Origin of the sequence: Effusibacillus lacus (assembly GCF_002335525.1) — a bacterium.
Lineage (GTDB): Bacteria > Bacillota > Bacilli > Tumebacillales > Effusibacillaceae > Effusibacillus > Effusibacillus lacus.
In genome coordinates this window covers 68,180-86,399 of sequence record NZ_BDUF01000007.1, presented here as the reverse complement: position 1 = coordinate 86,399, position 18,220 = coordinate 68,180, and the positions used below count along the sequence as shown (strand labels likewise).

Annotated in this window: 19 protein-coding genes, 2 tRNA genes, 1 other RNA gene and 1 other annotated feature; of the genes, 19 read left to right on the top strand and 3 right to left on the bottom strand. The window is 50.1% G+C overall.

Annotation, left to right across the window (positions count from 1 at the left end):
- Positions 1-1,035: a YaaC family protein gene (locus EFBL_RS01720; protein WP_096180411.1), complete on the bottom strand. Its 1,035-nt coding sequence runs from the start codon at positions 1,033-1,035 to the stop codon at positions 1-3.
- A 120-nt stretch (positions 1,036-1,155) separates the two neighbouring features.
- Here EFBL_RS01720 and guaB point away from each other — a divergent pair, with 120 nt between their 5' ends.
- The 9 genes from guaB (at position 1,156) to EFBL_RS01680 (ending at position 8,051) form a co-directional block, all read left to right on the top strand.
- Entirely contained in the window at positions 1,156-2,613 is a 1,458-nt protein-coding gene (gene guaB / locus EFBL_RS01715; RefSeq protein ID WP_096180410.1) for an IMP dehydrogenase, read from the top strand.
- An 81-nt stretch (positions 2,614-2,694) separates the two neighbouring features.
- Positions 2,695-3,888, top strand: coding sequence for a D-alanyl-D-alanine carboxypeptidase family protein (locus EFBL_RS01710; protein WP_096180409.1), 1,194 nt, complete (start codon positions 2,695-2,697; stop codon positions 3,886-3,888).
- Between the two features lie 18 nt (positions 3,889-3,906).
- Positions 3,907-4,056, top strand: a complete 150-nt coding sequence (locus tag EFBL_RS20205) for a DUF2621 family protein (protein WP_131927712.1) — start codon at positions 3,907-3,909, stop codon at positions 4,054-4,056.
- 88 nt (positions 4,057-4,144) lie between these two features.
- Entirely contained in the window at positions 4,145-5,026 is an 882-nt protein-coding gene (gene pdxS / locus EFBL_RS01705) for a pyridoxal 5'-phosphate synthase lyase subunit PdxS (protein ID WP_096180408.1), read from the top strand.
- A 15-nt stretch (positions 5,027-5,041) separates the two neighbouring features.
- The gene (gene pdxT / locus EFBL_RS01700; protein ID WP_096180407.1) at positions 5,042-5,632 is read left to right on the top strand and encodes a pyridoxal 5'-phosphate synthase glutaminase subunit PdxT; all 591 of its coding nucleotides are present in this window, start codon (positions 5,042-5,044) and stop codon (positions 5,630-5,632) included.
- A gap of 48 nt (positions 5,633-5,680) precedes the next feature.
- Positions 5,681-5,932 (top strand) — a binding site (T-box leader).
- Between the two features lie 61 nt (positions 5,933-5,993).
- Positions 5,994-7,274, top strand: a complete 1,281-nt coding sequence (gene serS, locus EFBL_RS01695) for a serine--tRNA ligase (RefSeq protein WP_096180406.1) — start codon at positions 5,994-5,996, stop codon at positions 7,272-7,274.
- A 116-nt stretch (positions 7,275-7,390) separates the two neighbouring features.
- Positions 7,391-7,657, top strand: a complete 267-nt coding sequence (locus EFBL_RS01690; protein WP_165912569.1) for a hypothetical protein — start codon at positions 7,391-7,393, stop codon at positions 7,655-7,657.
- A gap of 41 nt (positions 7,658-7,698) precedes the next feature.
- Positions 7,699-7,792: transfer RNA gene (locus EFBL_RS01685), tRNA-Ser, on the top strand.
- Between the two features lie 180 nt (positions 7,793-7,972).
- Positions 7,973-8,051: transfer RNA gene (locus tag EFBL_RS01680), tRNA-Arg, on the top strand.
- A 181-nt stretch (positions 8,052-8,232) separates the two neighbouring features.
- Here the strand turns inward: EFBL_RS01680 and EFBL_RS01675 are convergent.
- Entirely contained in the window at positions 8,233-8,433 is a 201-nt protein-coding gene (locus tag EFBL_RS01675) for a hypothetical protein (RefSeq protein WP_096180404.1), read from the bottom strand.
- A gap of 215 nt (positions 8,434-8,648) precedes the next feature.
- Here EFBL_RS01675 and tadA point away from each other — a divergent pair, with 215 nt between their 5' ends.
- From tadA to EFBL_RS01625, 10 genes are all read left to right on the top strand, one after another.
- The gene (gene tadA / locus EFBL_RS01670) at positions 8,649-9,101 is read left to right on the top strand and encodes a tRNA adenosine(34) deaminase TadA (protein ID WP_096180403.1); all 453 of its coding nucleotides are present in this window, start codon (positions 8,649-8,651) and stop codon (positions 9,099-9,101) included.
- Between the two features lie 12 nt (positions 9,102-9,113).
- Positions 9,114-9,243: signal recognition particle sRNA large type (ffs, locus tag EFBL_RS01665), an RNA gene on the top strand.
- 133 nt (positions 9,244-9,376) lie between these two features.
- Positions 9,377-11,089, top strand: a complete 1,713-nt coding sequence (dnaX, locus tag EFBL_RS01660; protein ID WP_096180402.1) for a DNA polymerase III subunit gamma/tau — start codon at positions 9,377-9,379, stop codon at positions 11,087-11,089.
- Between the two features lie 11 nt (positions 11,090-11,100).
- Positions 11,101-11,406, top strand: a complete 306-nt coding sequence (locus EFBL_RS01655; protein ID WP_096180401.1) for a YbaB/EbfC family nucleoid-associated protein — start codon at positions 11,101-11,103, stop codon at positions 11,404-11,406.
- 28 nt (positions 11,407-11,434) lie between these two features.
- Positions 11,435-12,037 (top strand): recombination mediator RecR, encoded by a 603-nt coding sequence (gene recR, locus EFBL_RS01650; protein WP_096180428.1) that lies wholly within the window; start codon positions 11,435-11,437, stop codon positions 12,035-12,037.
- Between the two features lie 76 nt (positions 12,038-12,113).
- Positions 12,114-12,386, top strand: a complete 273-nt coding sequence (locus EFBL_RS01645) for a DUF2508 family protein (RefSeq protein ID WP_172899621.1) — start codon at positions 12,114-12,116, stop codon at positions 12,384-12,386.
- A gap of 305 nt (positions 12,387-12,691) precedes the next feature.
- Positions 12,692-13,705, top strand: a complete 1,014-nt coding sequence (locus EFBL_RS01640; RefSeq protein WP_231705647.1) for a 2-oxoacid:acceptor oxidoreductase family protein — start codon at positions 12,692-12,694, stop codon at positions 13,703-13,705.
- Between the two features lie 28 nt (positions 13,706-13,733).
- The gene (locus EFBL_RS01635; protein ID WP_096180399.1) at positions 13,734-16,037 is read left to right on the top strand and encodes a transketolase C-terminal domain-containing protein; all 2,304 of its coding nucleotides are present in this window, start codon (positions 13,734-13,736) and stop codon (positions 16,035-16,037) included.
- A gap of 113 nt (positions 16,038-16,150) precedes the next feature.
- The gene (locus tag EFBL_RS01630) at positions 16,151-16,351 is read left to right on the top strand and encodes a pro-sigmaK processing inhibitor BofA family protein (protein ID WP_231705646.1); all 201 of its coding nucleotides are present in this window, start codon (positions 16,151-16,153) and stop codon (positions 16,349-16,351) included.
- Positions 16,352-16,424: 73 nt separating this feature from the next.
- Positions 16,425-16,640 (top strand): sigma factor G inhibitor Gin, encoded by a 216-nt coding sequence (locus EFBL_RS01625; protein ID WP_369690088.1) that lies wholly within the window; start codon positions 16,425-16,427, stop codon positions 16,638-16,640.
- Between the two features lie 56 nt (positions 16,641-16,696).
- On the opposite strand, the gene EFBL_RS01620 is transcribed toward EFBL_RS01625, so the two are convergent.
- Entirely contained in the window at positions 16,697-18,133 is a 1,437-nt protein-coding gene (locus EFBL_RS01620) for an NAD-dependent malic enzyme (protein ID WP_096180397.1), read from the bottom strand.
- Positions 18,134-18,220: the final 87 nt, after the last annotated feature.

Here is an 18,220-nt window from a genome sequence, read left to right as displayed (position 1 = left end):
TTACACGTTGTAGAATATATATTGTTCACCAAACAACTGGTTTAATATCAGATTCGGAAATTTGCGCATGGACAAATTGAGAAATTCGTTGATCAAATAAATATCCTGCGACAGGAAGGTCAGGATCATCTCGCCCCAGCGCTCTGTTTCATACCGGCATAGCATTCCCAAAACGAACATCACCATAAAGTGCAGACTAATCTCCGGAATCAGAAAATCCCCGGTCAGCGGATACCTTATATAGGCGCGTCCGGATAGATCTCCTATCATCAGCGGATGAGTCGTCACGGGAACAGTATGATGGATATGAAGCCTGCCGGGAGGATCGGATTCCGCCAAGGAAAAAACAGGTCCCTGGTCGGGCAAGACCTGCTCCGGATACATGCGGTTGAGCATTCCGAGAAACTCTTCCCGCGTATGCTGTCCGGACTGCAAAATCCACCTGGGCAAATCCCAATAGCGACCGTTTGAACACTCTGCCTGATCAATTTCACAAACGGAAGGGGGGCCATACAGACGTTCATAACTGCTCATTAATTCGGGCAGTACAGACAACAAATCTTTCATCACGACCCGCTGCCGGTCTGAAAACCGGCTCCCGCCAAGCATATCGTGAAGGACCACGAACAAACCGTCTTTTTGTACACGAATCTCGTCCTGAATAAAACAATAGGACTCGCGCTTCAATTTCCGCGTGGAAAGCCCGTGCTTCAAAACACTGGTGGTGGTCGGATAATCGGGATTGCGGGATGCAATAAATGCCCGGGCCAGGCTCATCATTCCATAGTAAAGCAGCAAAGGCTTTGTCATAATGTCGCAGGACTCGGCTGCCCGGTAGTATTGCCGGGCCTGTTTGATGCCGAAAATCAGCTTCGGTGTCGCATGATAGGCCGAACGTTGAGGATCCGGCAGGTTCAGCCTCTCATATTGTTCTCGCAAATACCGGTTGGCAGTTTGTTCACTTTCAAAATAAACAAAGGTGTCCCACATTTTTCGGTAAGGCTCCTCGGTGCGAATTCGCATCACTTTTTGCATGGAAGAACCTCCTAAACCAGAGACCGTTGCAAGTGGTTGACCCGTTCAACCCCCTTTGTTAAACTAGGCATAATATCTACGGGCATTCTGAAATCTATGCAAAAAAGGAGGAACTGAGCGATGTGGGAATCCAAGTTTCAAAAAGAAGGGCTTACTTTTGACGACGTCCTGCTGGTCCCGCAGAAGTCCGAAATCCTGCCGCGGGATGTGGACGTTACCAGCCGTATCACCAACAAGATCCGGTTGAATACGCCGATTGTATCCGCGGGCATGGACACGGTTACGGAAGCGAAAATGGCAATAGCAATGGCCAGAGAGGGCGGCATCGGCATCGTCCATAAGAACATGTCGATTGCGGAACAGGCGGAGGAAGTGGACAAGGTCAAGCGATCCGAATCGGGGGTCATCACGGATCCGATTTTTCTCACTCCCGATGATCATGTGTATGATGCGGAAGCGTTGATGGCCAAGTACCGGATATCGGGCGTACCGATTGTAGACGGTGACAGAAGGTTGGTCGGTATTCTTACAAACCGGGACTTGCGTTTTGAACAAAACTTTCAGCGCAAGATCGGCGAGGTGATGACCAAGGACAATCTGGTCACAGCCCCGGTTGGAACCACCCTGGAACAAGCAAAGGAGATCCTCCAGAGATACAAAGTGGAGAAACTCCCTCTGGTCGATGAGAACTATATTTTGCGCGGTTTGATTACCATTAAAGACATTGAAAAAGCAAAGCGCTATCCGATTGCTGCCAAAGACGAACATGGCCGACTCTTGTGCGGCGCGGCCGTAGGGGTTTCCAGAGATACGTTTGAACGGGTACAGGCTCTGGTCAACGCTGGTGTGGATTTGATCGTGGTGGATACTGCTCACGGCCATTCCAAAGGAGTTCTCGACACGGTACGGCAAATTCGCGGGCAGTTCCCCGACCTGCAGATTGTGGCAGGAAATGTGGCAACCGGAGAAGCTACACGTGATCTGATTGAAGCGGGAGTGGATGCGGTCAAGGTAGGGATCGGTCCTGGATCGATCTGTACCACTCGGGTCGTTGCAGGCATAGGGGTGCCTCAGATTACAGCTGTTTATGACTGCGCATCGGTAGCTCGCCAATATAACATTCCGATTATTGCAGACGGTGGCATCAAATATTCGGGGGATATTGTCAAGGCGATTGCGGCAGGAGCCGATGTGGTCATGATCGGGTCGCTGCTGGCGGGTACGGAAGAAAGTCCCGGAGACATGGAGATCTATCAGGGACGTTCCTTCAAGGTCTATCGCGGAATGGGTTCAATCGGTGCGATGAAAGAAGGGTCCGGCGACCGGTACTTCCAGGAGGGCGAGAAAAAACTGGTTCCGGAGGGTATCGAAGGACGGGTGCCCTACCGTGGCGCAGTTGCCGAAATCATATACCAGTTGGTTGGCGGACTTCGTGCCGGAATGGGGTACTGTGGTGTGAAAACCATTGAGGAACTGCAGAACGACACGAAATTTATCAAGATCACGGCGGCAGGACTGCGGGAGAGCCACCCGCATGACGTTCACATCACCAAAGAAGCACCTAACTACAGCTTGTAAGACGAGGGAGAATCCCTCGTCTTTTTCATATTTTTCGGGGTGTGGTATAATTGGCATTAGTTATTATGAGAGGAGATCCGCATGCTAGGGAAAAGAAAGTGGACAAGCAAGATACTCAGTTTTGCCGTAGCAGTGACTGTAGCCGTTTCATCCATGATTGCCGCTCCCAGACCGGCTGTTGCAGCTGAAGGACCCGATATTCAAGCGCCTGTTGCGTTGTTGGTGGACATCAAATCGGGTCAATACCTGTATGCAAAAGGCGAAAACGACAAACGTTTTCCCGCAAGCACCACCAAGATTATGACGATGCTGCTGACCCTGGAAGCGGTCAAATCCGGACAGAAGAAAATGACCGATATTGTGCCCGTTCCTCTGGAAGCCTACAATATTGAAGGCTCCAGCGTTTGGCTGGATCCCAAAGAGAAATTCACCGTGAAAGAAATGCTTGAGTTTGTTGCAGTTCCGTCAGGCAACGACGCTTCCACTGCACTTGCCATATTCATCGCGGGAAGCGAGCAGGCGTTTGTCCAGAAGATGAATGAGAAGGCAAAAGAGTTGGGGATGAACGCAACACACTTTGCCAATTCCAACGGTCTTCATCATCCGGACCATTACACAACGGCTGCCGATTTGGCGATTTTGGCCAGAGAATTGATTACGAAGCACCCGGAAATTCTTGAGATGACCAGAATCAAAAGCTTTGAAATCCGGGGCGGCAAGAACAAGATTGAAAATACCAATCTACTGATTGGCAAGTATGAAGGAATGGACGGATTGAAAACCGGTTTTACCGACGAAGCGGGCTACTGTCTCGTAAGTACCGCAGAACGTGGAGGCAACCGCTTGATCGGTGTCATCTTGGGCGCCAAGAGCGACCTGCAACGGCAAGAAGATACCACCAAATTGCTGGATTATGGCTATAAAAACTTCTCATTCAAGAAGGTTGCCGAGAAAGGCAAACCGGTTGCGGAAAAAGCGATTGTGGTCAACGCGGTCAAACCGGAAGTGGAAGCAGCACCTGCACAAGATCTCTACGTGGCAGTAAAAAATGGAGAGGAACAAGCGGTGCAAACCAAATATGTGTGGCACCAGGTGGAAGCTCCCTTTGGCAAAGGCCAGATACTGGGCCAACTGCAACAGGTCAAAGACGGAAAAGTCCTGAGCTCCGTAGATTTGGTTTCAACCCAGGAGGTCGAAAAGGGAAGCTGGCTCCGCCTCTTCTTCCGCAAAGTGTATGCAAGCATTTCCAACAGCATTTCAGGGCTTTTTAATTAATGGGCGAAGGTGAAGACGATGGGTTCCGGAATCGATCCGATATGGTGGATTGTTATCAATACCATCCTGATTGTTCTGATTCTGCCGGGTGGATTCTTCATGTTTCGGGCGTTCCTGCGCAGGATGAGACGGGAAGAAGGACTCGACGAACAGGAAAAGCAGAAGTAAAAGGTAAGACATGAAAGGTTGTTCTTCCAGGAAGGGTACGTTAAAATAGAAAAGATCAAATTTTTTAAGCAATAGAGGAGTGGGGTCAATGGAAGTCGGTACTTCCCGAGTTAAGCGTGGGATGGCTGAGATGCAAAAAGGCGGCGTCATCATGGACGTTGTCAACGCTGAGCAAGCAAAGATTGCGGAGGAGGCAGGCGCGGTTGCGGTTATGGCACTGGAACGGGTGCCCGCAGACATTCGCGCCGCAGGCGGAGTTGCGCGCATGGCCGATCCGACAATTATAGAAGAAGTAATGAATGCTGTATCCATTCCCGTAATGGCAAAAGCGCGCATTGGCCATTATGTGGAAGCAAAAGTGCTGGAAGCGCTTGGCGTTGACTATATTGATGAATCGGAAGTATTGACGCCTGCGGATGATAAGTTCCATATCAACAAGAAAGAGTTTACTGTTCCTTTTGTCTGCGGTGCTCGTGATCTGGGAGAAGCGCTTCGTCGTATTGCGGAGGGCGCATCGATGATTCGGACCAAAGGGGAGCCTGGCACCGGCAACATTGTGGAAGCGGTGAAACATCAGCGCACCATGCAGGCACAGATCCGCAAGGTTCAGAACATGTCGGAGGACGAACTGGTTTTTGAAGCGAAGAATCTGGGAGCGCCTTATGAATTGCTTCTGGAAGTGAAGAAGCTCGGCAAGCTTCCTGTTGTAAACTTTGCAGCCGGCGGCGTGGCTACTCCTGCAGATGCGGCATTGATGATGCATCTCGGCTCTGATGGCGTATTTGTGGGATCCGGGATCTTCAAATCGGAAAATCCGGCCAAGTTTGCCAAAGCAATCGTACAAGCGACCACTCACTATCAGGATTACAAACTCATTGGCGAACTTTCCAAGAATCTCGGGGGTGCCATGAAGGGGATTGAATTGTCGACCCTTGGGGCAAACGAGCGCATGGCGGAACGCGGCTGGTAGGAGGCCGACCTGTAAATGAAAATTGGCGTATTGGCGCTCCAGGGCGCGGTTACGGAACATATTAAAAGCTTGCGGCAAGCGGGTGCCGAAGAAGTTGTGGCGGTAAAGCGCAAGGAGGATCTGGCAGATCTAGACGGTTTGGTTCTTCCCGGCGGCGAAAGCACGACCATTGGAAAACTGATGAACCAGTATGAGTTGATGGAACCGATTCGGGAGATGGCCAAATCCGGAACTCCCATGTTTGGCACTTGTGCCGGCCTGATCCTGTTGGCGAACCGGATTCACGGTCAGGACTGGGCCCATCTGGGGGTCATGGATGCCCTAGTGGATCGCAATTCCTTTGGCCGCCAGCGCGAAAGCTTTGAAACGGATCTCACAATAAAAGGTCTGGAAGGAGAACCTTATCGCGCAGTATTCATTCGGGCCCCCCACATCATGGAAGTGGGTCCGGGTGTCGAGATTCTGTCAACTTATCAGAATCGGATTGTGGCCGCCAGACAGGACAATCTGCTCGGTACGTCGTTTCATCCGGAATTGACGGATGATGTCCGTTTGCACCAATATTTTGTTGATATGGTTCGAGAGAGTGTAAAATTGAATTCGTAATTCAAAATGTGGTATACTGGCAAAACCGTTTGGGTGTTTGTTCTATGATGAAATGCGATGAGGAGAACAAGTACCAGAATCCTTCAGTTCAGAGAGCCGGTGGCCGCTGCGAACCGGTCTGGAGTTTCTGCGAATCCCTCTCCAAGCGGGCCGTCAAACGAGATCATGGGTTCGGATTAAGCGGCTCCGGGTCATCCCGTTACAGATGAAAGAGGACCGTTGCGTGTGGCAATTGACATGCTTGTTCACCAGCGGTCGAAGTTGGGTGGCACCACGGGAGATAAGGCTCTCGTCCCAGACATTGTCTGGCGGCGGGGGCTTTTTATTTGCAAAACACCATGTTTTAAGGGAGTGAAAGATCATGTTGGATGCTCGAATTTTGCGAAATGAACCGGATAGGGTAAGAGAAGCATTGAACAATCGGGGAGAGTCTCCGGCGGTGGTGGATGATTTCCTCCAGTTGGATGCTCGTTGGCGGGAACTTCTGGCAGAGACAGAATCTTTGAAAGCCAGGCGAAACAGTGTGTCGCAAGAGGTTGCAAAGCTGAAAAAAGCAGGGCAGAATGTGGAACAGCTGATTGTGGAGATGCGTGAGGTAGGTGACCGTATCAAGGAGTTGGATGATGAACTTCGCATTGTGGACGAAAAAGTATCCTACCTGCTGTTAACCATCCCTAATATTCCCCATGAGAGTGTTCCGGTCGGAGCCACGGAAGATGACAACGTGGAAGTGAAAAAGTGGGGGGAACTCAGGCAGTTTGATTTTGAGCCAAAGCCTCACTGGGAGATTGCCACCGAACTCGGGATTCTCGATTTTGAGTCCGCCAGCAAGGTAACCGGTGCCCGGTTTGTGTTTTACAAGGGGTTGGGTGCGCGCCTGGAACGTGCATTGATGAACTTTATGCTTGATATCCACGTGGGTGAACACGGGTACACCGAAATTCTGCCGCCCTTTATTATCAACCGCAGCAGCATGATTGGCACCGGGCAGCTTCCCAAATTTGAAGAGGATGCTTTCAAGCTGGTGGACACCGATTATTTCCTGGTTCCAACGGCGGAAGTGCCGGTGACCAACATCCACCGGGATGAGATTTTACAGTCGGAGGATCTTCCTCGTTATTATGTGGCGTTTTCTCCTTGCTTCCGTTCGGAAGCCGGTTCGGCAGGGCGGGATACCCGCGGTTTGATTCGGATGCACCAGTTCAATAAAGTGGAATTGGTGAAATTCACGAAACCGGAAGATTCCTATGAGGAATGGAGCAAGTTGGTCAAGGATGCAGAGACAGTTCTGCAGCGCTTGGGCCTGCCTTACCGTGCGCTCGATATGTGTACAGCTGATCTCGGGTTTACGGCTGCAAAGAAATATGACCTGGAAGTATGGCTTCCTGCTGCCAATCAGTACCGGGAAATTTCGAGCTGTTCAAACTTTGAGGACTTCCAGGCCCGTCGGGCAAACATCCGATTCCGCAGGGAAGCGCATGCCAAACCTGAATTTGTTCATACCATTAACGGTTCCGGTCTGGCGATAGGGAGAACAATAGCGGCCATCCTCGAGAATTACCAGCAAGCAGACGGCAGCGTCCTGATTCCGGAAGCGCTTGTTCCCTATATGGGCGGCGTAAAGGAAATTACTCTTGGGTAACAAATCAAACGGGGCTGGCAAACAGCCCCGTTTGAAGCCCATTCTGATGACATCAGTCGAATAATGGACAGAATTCGTTTATAATAATTCTAAGCATTAAGGAAAGGGCGAAGAAGATGCTATTTTTTATGGGCCTGCTTACTTTTGTCGTATGTCTGATCATTCAATATTTCTCACTGCACAGGGTTGCTTTTGGACGATCCATGTTCATCACCTGCGCAATGTTTTTTGTCGGTTTCATGATCAGCCTTTCTCCGTATGATATTTCCCAGCTTCTATCGAAGCTGTTCTATGTACTGGGGTGGGGGTTCCTGTTGTTGGTGACCTGGTATGCAGTCGTGCGCAGGCAAAAGATGAAAAAGTTGACAAACACGAAACCTTGATTTTCAGCACTTTACACGGTACAATGGGAAAGTGTCGTTTTGGAGTGATGGCCGAGTAGGTCGAAGGCGCTCGCCTGCTAAGCGAGTATACGGGGTAAACCCGTATCGAGGGTTCGAATCCCTCTCACTCCGCCAGATTTAACATCCTTGTTGAGGGATGAGATCCCTTGAGTGGATGAGAGGGTTCGCCGGAGCTGTGCATCGCAGTATCAACTACGCAGCCGGGTGGTTTTCCTGTATCCCTCTCACTCCGCCAGTGTTTTTTGATATAATAAAACCAGCCCGCAGGCTGGTTTTTTCAACCCACAAAGATATGCACCCATAGCTCAGGCGGATAGAGCGGTCGTTTCCTAAACGACGTCTTGGGGGGGTTCGAATCCCTCTGGGTGCACCATTTAACGTTCAACGCCGGATTTGGTACATGCCAAACCCGGCATTTTCTTGCATTTGTAGGAAATGATTCCCGTTCTTCCAATTATCACAGATTACAGGGGCACCCCACAGGGTGCCCCAGATCAAAGGAGACAAGGATTCGGGGAATCCATATATATAGACGTTTCAATTGGAAAAAAGTTTCATGCCATAGAAATTCGTTTAACCGGTTTCTTTTGGGACGTTTGTCCCTTGGAACCGGGCGATTCAATTGCGACAAACCTCGGACAGTAAACGACTTCCACATAAGCCGGCTGTTTACAGACGTATTCCTGGCAGCGCTTGCAACGATCAGCGCAATCATATAACAGTTCGATCTGTTCGTTTTCGGCGACCCGGTGCATCCCATTACCTCCTACCCCAGGTTACATGGCATAATTCTTGATCGGAATGGAAAATCCTCTTTTGTTTTGGGGAAAAACTGTGGTTTTAGAATTGTTCGCACAGGCGGGGCAATGCATGCAAGCAATTTGTCCCAAACCATCACATCAGATTGGATTTTATCCAAATATTATGATAAACTTACATTCCGTTTGTACTGTCTTAGGTGGTGCCTAATATGGATCATGAATTCTTCATGCGGGAAGCGTTAAAAGAGGCGGATAAAGCCGCTCAATGGGGAGAAGTTCCGATTGGGGCTGTTGTGGTCAAGGGAGGAAATGTCATAGCCCGCGGCCACAATATGCGGGAAACATGGAAAGATCCAACTGCCCATGCTGAAATCGTTGCACTGAGGGAAGCCAGCCGAATCCTTGGCGGTTGGCGGCTAAGCGGCTGCCGGCTTTACGTAACGCTGGAACCGTGTCCCATGTGTGCAGGGGCTCTTATCCTGGCCAGAATTGATGAAATCATTTACGGTGCGGCGGAACCAAAGTTTGGGGCTGCCGGATCGATCGTGAATTTGTTTGCCGTCGATCGTTTTAACCATCAACCACAACTTACCTCTGGCATCTTGGAAGAGGAGTGTGGTATGATACTGAAGGAGTTTTTCAGAGAACGGCGGAACAAATGACGATATAGTTTTGAGAGCCACCGGCTCAGGTCGGGTCCTGTGCGACGGGAACTCCTGAACCGTGTCAGGTCCTGACGGAAGCAGCACTAAGGGAACCTTTCCGTGTGCCGCAGGGGTGCCTGACCTGAGCCGATGGCTTTCGGTATGGAACCGAATACTGGAATCCAACTTTTGAAACCGTCCTGCACCAGGGCGGTTTTCTTTATTTCTTTGGTTTGTCTTGAGGTTGTGGTAATCTAGTGATAGTATGCTTACTTCTTACAGGAGGGGTCGCAGTGTCGTACATTGCCTTGTACCGGGAATGGCGCCCACAAACATTTGCGGATATGGTTGGGCAAGAACACGTGACCCGAACCTTGCAAAACGCGCTTCGCACGGGAAGGTTTGCGCATGCATACCTGTTTTCCGGTCCTCGGGGAACGGGGAAAACCAGTTCCGCCAAAATTCTGGCGAAGGCGATTAATTGCGAGAATGGTCCAACGGACGAGCCATGCAACGATTGCCCCGCTTGCCGGGGAATAACAGTCGGTTCCATCATGGACGTGGTTGAAATTGACGCTGCTTCCAACCGGGGTGTGGATGAAATCCGGGATTTGCGGGAACAAGTGAAATATGCACCGACGGAAGTTCGGTACAAAGTCTATATAGTGGACGAAGTCCATATGCTGACCACGGAAGCGTTCAATGCATTGTTAAAAACATTGGAGGAACCGCCCCGCCATGTGGTGTTCATTCTGGCGACCACGGAACCCCATAAGCTTCCTGCCACCATTATCTCGCGGTGCCAGCGGTTTGATTTCCGGCGCATCACCGCGCAACAGACTGTTGAACGTCTGCGTTTGATTGCAAACGAGAAAAAAATAGCGGCGGAAGAAGATGCTCTATGGATGGTGGCCCGGGCAGCAGAAGGCGGAATGCGTGACGCCCTGTCCATCTTTGATCAGGTTATCTCCTTTGGCGGCGAAAAGGTTACGGCGGATACGGTTGTTTCCTTGGTTGGCGGTGTCCGATCTGATATATTGGCCTCCATTGCAAGATCTGTTGCGGAAAAAGATGTCCAGCAGGTGCTGCGGACCACGGAGGAACTGATTGAGAACGGGAAAGAACCGGGCCAAATCCTGCACGATCTGACGGGCTATTTCCGGGATCTGTTGATGTACAAGACGGTTCCCGGCTTGGAAGAGATTCAGGATCGTATCCAGTACGACAAACTCTTTGTCGAAACAGCCGATTTGTACAGTGATTCGAAGCTGATTGCAATGATTGACCAGATGACCCAGACAGCCCAGGAGATGAAGTGGCATGCGCAAGGCCGTCTTCTGCTGGAAATGCTTATGGTGCGCCTGTGTCAAACGGAAGCGGCGGATGTCAAAGAGTTGCTGCGAAGGATTGAACGGTTGGAGAGGAAGCTTGCAGAGGGTGTCCCCATTGCAGCCGTAAGATCAGCTGCTGCACCGGCAAATCCTGTTTCAACAAATCCCGGAAAACCTGCAAGTCAGCCAAGAACTCCGTCAGCTCCGGAAAAATCGGTTTCTACTCAGACGGCGGCTGAAAACAAAACGGCATCCGTATCGGCACCAACCGCCAAACCTGTCGATAAACTGATTAAAAATCCAAGCAAAGAATTGTTTGAGAAACTGAACGCAGGCTGGAACCAGATTCTTGACGAAATCAAACGACGAAAAATTACGGCCCAGGCTTGGCTGTTGGATGGAGAAGCAGTAGCTTTTGACAGCGGAAACGTAATCGTTGCCTTCAAGAACCAAATTCACCGGGACACGGTGATGAAACCCATCCATAAGACAGTAATTGACGAAGTACTGAGCGAATACATGGGACAGTCATGTTCCCTTGTTGCTGTCTTGCAGTCGGAATGGCAGCAGTTTAAACAGCAGGGGACAGCCGAATTGGCCAGCACATCAGAAGATCAGTTTGTAAAAGAGGTCATTGATCTTTTTGGTCAGGAAATCGTAGAGATTGAAGAGTGAGGGTGAATCACATGAAAAACATGAACCAGTTAATGAAACAGGCAAAGAAGATGCAGGAAGAACTGATGAAAGCCCAGGAGGCTCTGGGTGACAAAACCGTGGAAGGTTCCGCCGGCGGTGGCGCTGTCACTGTGGTTGTAACCGGGCATAAGGTTCTGAAATCCATCACCATCAAGCCGGAGGTTGTAGATCCGGAAGATGTGGAAATGCTTCAGGATCTGATTCTGGCAGCCGTCAACGACGGCATGAAAAAAGCGGATGATCTGGGCCAGAATGAGCTGGGGCGTTTCACCAAGGGGTTCAATCTCCCATTTTAAGATCTGAGAGCAGAGGAGAAACCGCATGTTGTATTACCCCCAGCCGATTGCCGATCTGATTGAAGGTTTCATGCTGTTGCCGGGAATCGGTCCCAAAACGGCGCAGCGCCTGGCATTTCATGTCCTGAACATGAAAGAAGAGGATGTCATGGGGTTTGCCAAGGCGTTGGTCAATGCAAAGAGACATCTGCACTATTGTTCCATATGCTGTAACATCACGGATGTGGATCCTTGCCGGATCTGCAGCGATCCGGCCCGGAACCGGGAAATGTTGTGCGTGGTTCAAGACGCTAAAGACGTGGTGGCAATGGAAAAGACGAAGGAATTTAACGGGCGCTACCATGTGTTGCAAGGGGCGATTTCACCAATGGAAGGCATTGGCCCCGACCAGATTCGCATTCCCGAGTTGCTCCGGCGTCTTCAGGACACGGACGTAAATGTGAATGAGGTAATTCTGGCCACAAATCCCAATGTTGAGGGTGAAGCGACAGCCATGTATATTTCCCGCCTGCTGAAACCGGCGGGTATCAAGATTACACGGATTGCCCACGGGTTGCCGGTTGGAGGCGACCTGGAATATGCAGACGAAGTCACTTTGTCCAAAGCATTGGAAGGCCGGAGAGAAATTTAAGAGGCATAGTTTCCGCTGATCCCGCTTATACTCTACTATCACGGCTCTCGTAGAGTGATAGGGGGGGAGAAGCGGGTTGGGAAACAATCTTTGGAAAGCGTGGACGTCTTGGATTGAAGGTGAAAAAGAGCAGGAACCGTCCGAGGAAGAAAAGTTTCTTGAAGAACTGAGGCTGGCACACCGGGACTGGATGCTTGCCCAACAGCGTTTGGATCTTCTTACGGATCCGGATTTGATTGACCATGCGATTTATGTGCTGGAAGCAGCGGAGAAAAAATACGGCTATTATCTGAGAAAAGCTCGGGAAGACGGAATTCGGATTGAGTTTCCTTATCCGAAAGCAATGTAAAGGCGTGCGATTTGCGCGCTTTTTCTTTTGTAAAAAAACAGGACAAGCTATAAAATACTCCACTCAAAAATTTCTATAGTGTTTGCACACTAACCTGTTGTAATAATTTTTTCAAGCTGTTATACTGATAAAAAAGTGGTAAGTAAAGATTTTTTGCGCAGAAAACGCCAATATTATCAACAATTCACATTTCTGTAACAAAACAGAAAGGACTCTTTTGTATCTGTTATATAAAGCTGTATCAGTCTGTGCGAAGGATTGTTTTAATGAGAATTAAGGAATCAATACAGAAGGAGGGGGTTCCAGTGGCCGCCCAAACAACAACGAGGCTCACGAAGGTCAATGAATTAGGACTGTTTGAGATTCGCTTGGAATCGATCGGAGGGTTAGGAGCGAATCTTGCAGGGAAAATGCTGGCTGAGGCAGGAGTGATTCATCTCGGGTTAAACGGATCCAATTTTTCCTCTTATGGTTCCGAGAAAAAGGGGTCGCCTGTAAAGACGTTTATCCGTTACGCCAACCCGGAAACCAATTTACGGGCAGTGTCACCCGTGGAAGAACCGCATGTGGTAGGAGTTTTTCACGAAGCATTGTTCAAAACCCAAAACTGCATTTCCGGCCTGCAGCCGGATGGAATTCTGTTGGTCAACACTACGAAGACACCTGATGAAATCCGTGAAATTACCGGACTTAAAACGGGCACCATTGTTTGCGTTGACGCACTGGGTATTGCAGTGGAAGAGAAGACGCGAGTGAATACCGCGATGCTGGGCGCTTTGTGCAGGGAAGTTGATTTTCTGGATCCGAAAGCAGTCGAGTTCATGATCCGGGAAACCTTCGAGAAGAAATACCCGGCGTTGGTAGATTCCAATATCCGGACCTTTGAACGGGGGTACTCGGAGGTTATCAGCAAAACCTACGAGCCGGAACCGGGCGCCAAACCGGAAACCTTTGTACGACCGCAGCCGATGTTGGGTTATGAAACTCAACCGATTGGCGGTGTGATTATCAATCCGGGCAACTCGATCCTGAAAGACTTAAGTTCTTCCAGGCAAGGGTTTCTTCCCTCATTTAACCGGGAAGCCTGCATTCATTGTGCTGCCTGCGACCAAGTCTGCCCCGATTACTGCTTTGTCTGGGCACAGGAAACGGATGCCAAAGGACGCGTCAACCAATACTTGCAAGGCATTGATTATCAGTACTGCAAAGGCTGCCAGAAATGTGTGGAAGCATGCCCGACCGAGGCGCTCAGCACCTTGCGGGAAATGGAAGGCTATGCGGAACAAAACGGCGTAAAGCATCGTTTCAATATTGCCTAGCAAAGCAACGGGAAGAGGAGGGTTTAGAATGGCTCTGAAAGAAACAGATCTTCAGGAAAAGACGATTCCTAAGACAGACGTTGATATCGAGCAGAAGACAGACTTCCGCTCAGGCAATGAAATGGCGGCTCAAGCAGCGGCCCAGATCAATTATCATGTAATGGGGTATTTCCCGATTACCCCTTCCACCGAAATTGCCGAATATCTGGATGAAATGAAAACGGAAGGAAAGCATGACATCGTCTTGATTCCTGCAGATGGGGAGCATGGATCTGCAGGTATCTGCTACGGTGCGGCAACTGCAGGCGGCCGGGTATTTAACGCCACCTCCGCCAACGGATTCCTGTATATGATCGAACAATTGCCCGTACAGTCCGGAACTCGCTTTCCCATGGTCATGAATTTGGTGACCCGTTCAGTATCCGGTCCTCTCGACATCCGGGGTGACCACTCCGACTTGTATTTTGGACTCAATATTGGTTGGCCGATTCTTTTGGCCAAGGACCCGCAGGCGGTTTATGACATGAACCTGATTGCATTGCGTGTTGCGGAACACAAGGATGTGCGCCTGCCGGTGATTGTTGCCTATGACGGCTTCTTCACTTCCCACCAGAAACGACGGGTCCAATATTTCAGCAACAGGGATGCGGTTCAGAAGTTTGTCGGGGAGACACCAAAAGGGTATGTGGATTCTCTTGACACATCCAATCCGGTTACGATTGGCCCTTACATGAACGATCCGGACTACATCAACAATAAATACCAGCAGTCGGAAGCCATGTACAATGCCGAACGGGTGTACCTGGAAGTTGCGGAGGAATATGCAAAAATTTCCGGTCGCAAATACGGACTTCTTGACCTGTACATGATGGAAGATGCGGAAGTGGCGGTATTCCTGTTGAATTCCGCTTCCGACACTGCAAAGGACGTTGTCGACAAGCTGCGCAAGCAGGGAATCAAGGCGGGTGTGATTGCTCCGGAAATCATTCGCCCATTCCCGAAAAAGGCGATTCAGGAAGCTCTCAAAAACGTAAAGGTTGTGCTGGTGGGCGAGCGAGCCGATTCCTTTGGCGGACATGGCGCCAATCTTACACATGAAGTCAAAGCGGCTCTGCAGGAGATCAAAGCGGATACAACCGTCTTGTCCCGGATCTATGGGTTAGGCGGAAAAGATTTCTACGCGGACGATGCGGAAGCGTTCTTCCAGCTGTGTCTCGATGTTCTCCAAGGCAAGGAAGTCAAAGCATTTGACTATTTCGGTCATACTCCGGGCAAAGCGGAACTGGTACCGCAGAGAGTCCTTAAACCTCTGACCAAGGAAGAAACCACCGGGTTTGTCTCGGTAACCAAGGATGAGGAAACCGGCGAACTGAAAGTGAAGATGCCGCCCCTCAGAGGACTTACTGCCAAGGCGAAGCGAATTGCTCCCGGCCATGGCGCTTGCCCGGGCTGCGGGATTTTCCCTGGACTGGAGACTTTCTACAAGGGAATCGAAGGGGATGTGGTGGTTCTCTTCCATACGGGTTGTGCCATGGTAGTCACCACGGGCTATCCCTACTCTTCCCACAGGATCACCTATATTCACAACCTGTTCCAGAACGGGGCCGCGACACTCTCCGGTGTGGTGGAGATGTTCTGGGAACGGAAACGCCGGGGTGAAATCCTGGTCAGCGATGACATTACGTTCATCATGATCACAGGCGACGGTGGAATGGATATCGGCATGGGGCCTGCCATCGGAGCGGCGCTCCGGAATCACAAGATGATTATCCTGGAGTACGATAACGAAGGGTATATGAACACAGGTGCCCAATTGTCTTATTCCACTCCACTGGGTCATATGACAGCTACATCCAATGTGGGGGGATTCCAGAGCGGGAAACCGTTCCACCACAAAGATACCGCCCAGATCATGGCGGCCACCAACATTCCGTATGTGTTTACCGGAACGGAAGCGTTCCCGCAGGATCTGATCAAGAAAGCGGCCAAGGCCCAGTGGTATGCGAAGAACGAAGGAATGGCCTACGGCAAGATTCTGATTTCCTGCCCGCTGAACTGGAAAGCTGCTGATGAAGCCGGCAACGCAATTGTAGCCAATGCGGTCAACACTTGCTTCTTCCCGCTTTACGAAGTGGAACACGGAATTACGAAGATTACCTATGACCCGGAAGAAAAAGGGAAGCGCCAACCGGTGTCCGAATGGCTGAAGATGCTTGGCAAGACCAAACATTTGCTGAAGCCTGAAAATGCTCATTATCTCAAAATGTTTGAGGATGAAGTGGAGCGTCGCTGGAGACGCCTGAAAGCAAAACACGAAAACCCCTATCTGTAAGATTTCGGCCCGGATCGCAGGGTACTGCGGAGACCGGGCTCTTCTATTTTTGCAACCACTCATAGCTTGTCTGAATCGTTCATAGAATAGAGTAAGACAAAGGGGGGATGAAAATGAATTCCGTAGGCAGCATTCTGATCGGACTAGCCAAAACGTTGTTGTTCGGGGTGATCGGGCTATTTCTGATAAACCTGGCAGGTCAGTATATCCAGCTTCATATTCCGATCAATCCGGTTACCGCCTTGCTGGTAGGATTGTTGGGGGTGCCGGGGCTGGCTGCCCTGATTGTAATTCAATTGTGGGTTCTGGCTTAGATGTTCACCTATTTTCCGGCTTTTTCATAGTATAGGTATAAAAACAAAGAGATTTGACCTACACTAATGCTAGATGAAAGAGTCGGAAAGCGGTGAAAATATGAGAGATACCCCAGAAACGCATGTTTGCATCGTTTGCCGGGAGCCCAAAACTTCCGGTATCCGGATATGGGATCAGTTTGTCTGTGCTGCTTGTGAGCGCGAAATTGTCCAGACAGATGTAGAAGACGAAAAATATGATTTTTATATAGAACGGTTGAAACCCATCTGGCTTGACAAGATTTCATAGCCGTTTGGTTGTGCAGGGAAAGGGGCTGTCCAACGGACAGCCCCTTTGGCATAAAACTAGAAATTGTTGTTGGAACCGATATCCCGTCGTTCACGCCGCGCCACTCCACTTGTATAGGCAGCCTCCATAACAGCCTCGGAAACAACCTCCGCAACTTTTTTGTTAAATACAGACGGGATTATGTAGTGCTCGGACAGTTCATCATCGGTTACAACGGATGCAATGGCGCGAGCAGCCGCCAGTTTCATTTCTTCGTTAATGGTTCTTGCCCGGCACTGCAGAGCTCCTTTAAAGATACCGGGGAAGCACAGGACATTGTTGATTTGGTTGGGATAGTCCGAACGTCCGGTCGCCATCACCCGAACATAAGGTTCCGCCAGTTCGGGATCAATTTCCGGATTTGGATTGGCCATGGCAAATACGATAGGATCTTTTGCCATGGACTTGAGGTGTTCCACCTTAAGGACGCCGGGGCCTGACAGCCCGACAAACACATCGGCACTTTTGATTGCATCATCTAAAGTTCCGGTCAGGTTCTCCGGGTTCGTGTTTGCGGCGTACCAATCCCACATGTTGTTTTCGTAGTCTTCGTTGCGGTTCAGAATGCCGATTCGGTCTACACCGATAATGTTGTTCACGCCGGCCGCAAGAATCATCTTGGTGCAGGCAACACCTGCAGCTCCAATACCTACAACCACGACTTTCAGATCTTCAAGGCGTTTCCCGACCACTTTGGCCGCGTTGATCAATCCTGCCAGCAGAACCACGGCCGTTCCGTGTTGATCGTCATGGAAGACAGGGATATCCAACTCTTCCTTGAGCCGTTCTTCAATTTCGAAACAACGGGGAGACGATATATCCTCCAGGTTGATTCCGCCAAAGGCTGGCGCAATCGCCTTGACTATGTTCACGATCTCATCGGTGTCTTTGGTGTTCAAACAGATCGGGAAAGCATCCACGCCGGCAAACTGTTTGAACAGCATAGCTTTCCCTTCCATTACCGGCATTGCGGCATAGGGACCGATGTCCCCAAGACCCAAGACTGCCGTACCATCAGAGACGACCGCGACAGTGTTTCGCTTAATGGTCAATTGAAACGCTTTGGAGGGATCTTCATGTATGGCCTGGCATACCCTCGCAACGTGAGGGGTATACACCCGGGACAGGTCATCCCGGTTTTTGACCCGTACCTTGGGGGTTACTTCAACTTTGCCGCCAATGTGCATCAAGAAGGTCCGGTCGGAAACGTTGATGACTTTGATGCCGGGAGCTGCGTCCAGTGCGGCAACGATTTTCTGCCCGTGTTCTCTGTCGAATACGTTAATGTTGACATCCCGGATCACCGTCTCCTTGGAAACGCTGATGACGTCCACGGCGATGATGTCGCCGCCCGCTTCACCGATTATGGAAGCCAGCTTGCCAAATGTGGTGCTGGAATTCTCAATTTCAAGGCGAAAAATCAGACTTAGTCCGACGTTGTGCTGCAGTGCCATTGTTTGGCCCCCAATCCTGTGAAATAACTGGAAACTTTAGATTATTGTACAAGTTTCAACGTATTGAAACAAGTGTTGTGAACGGTA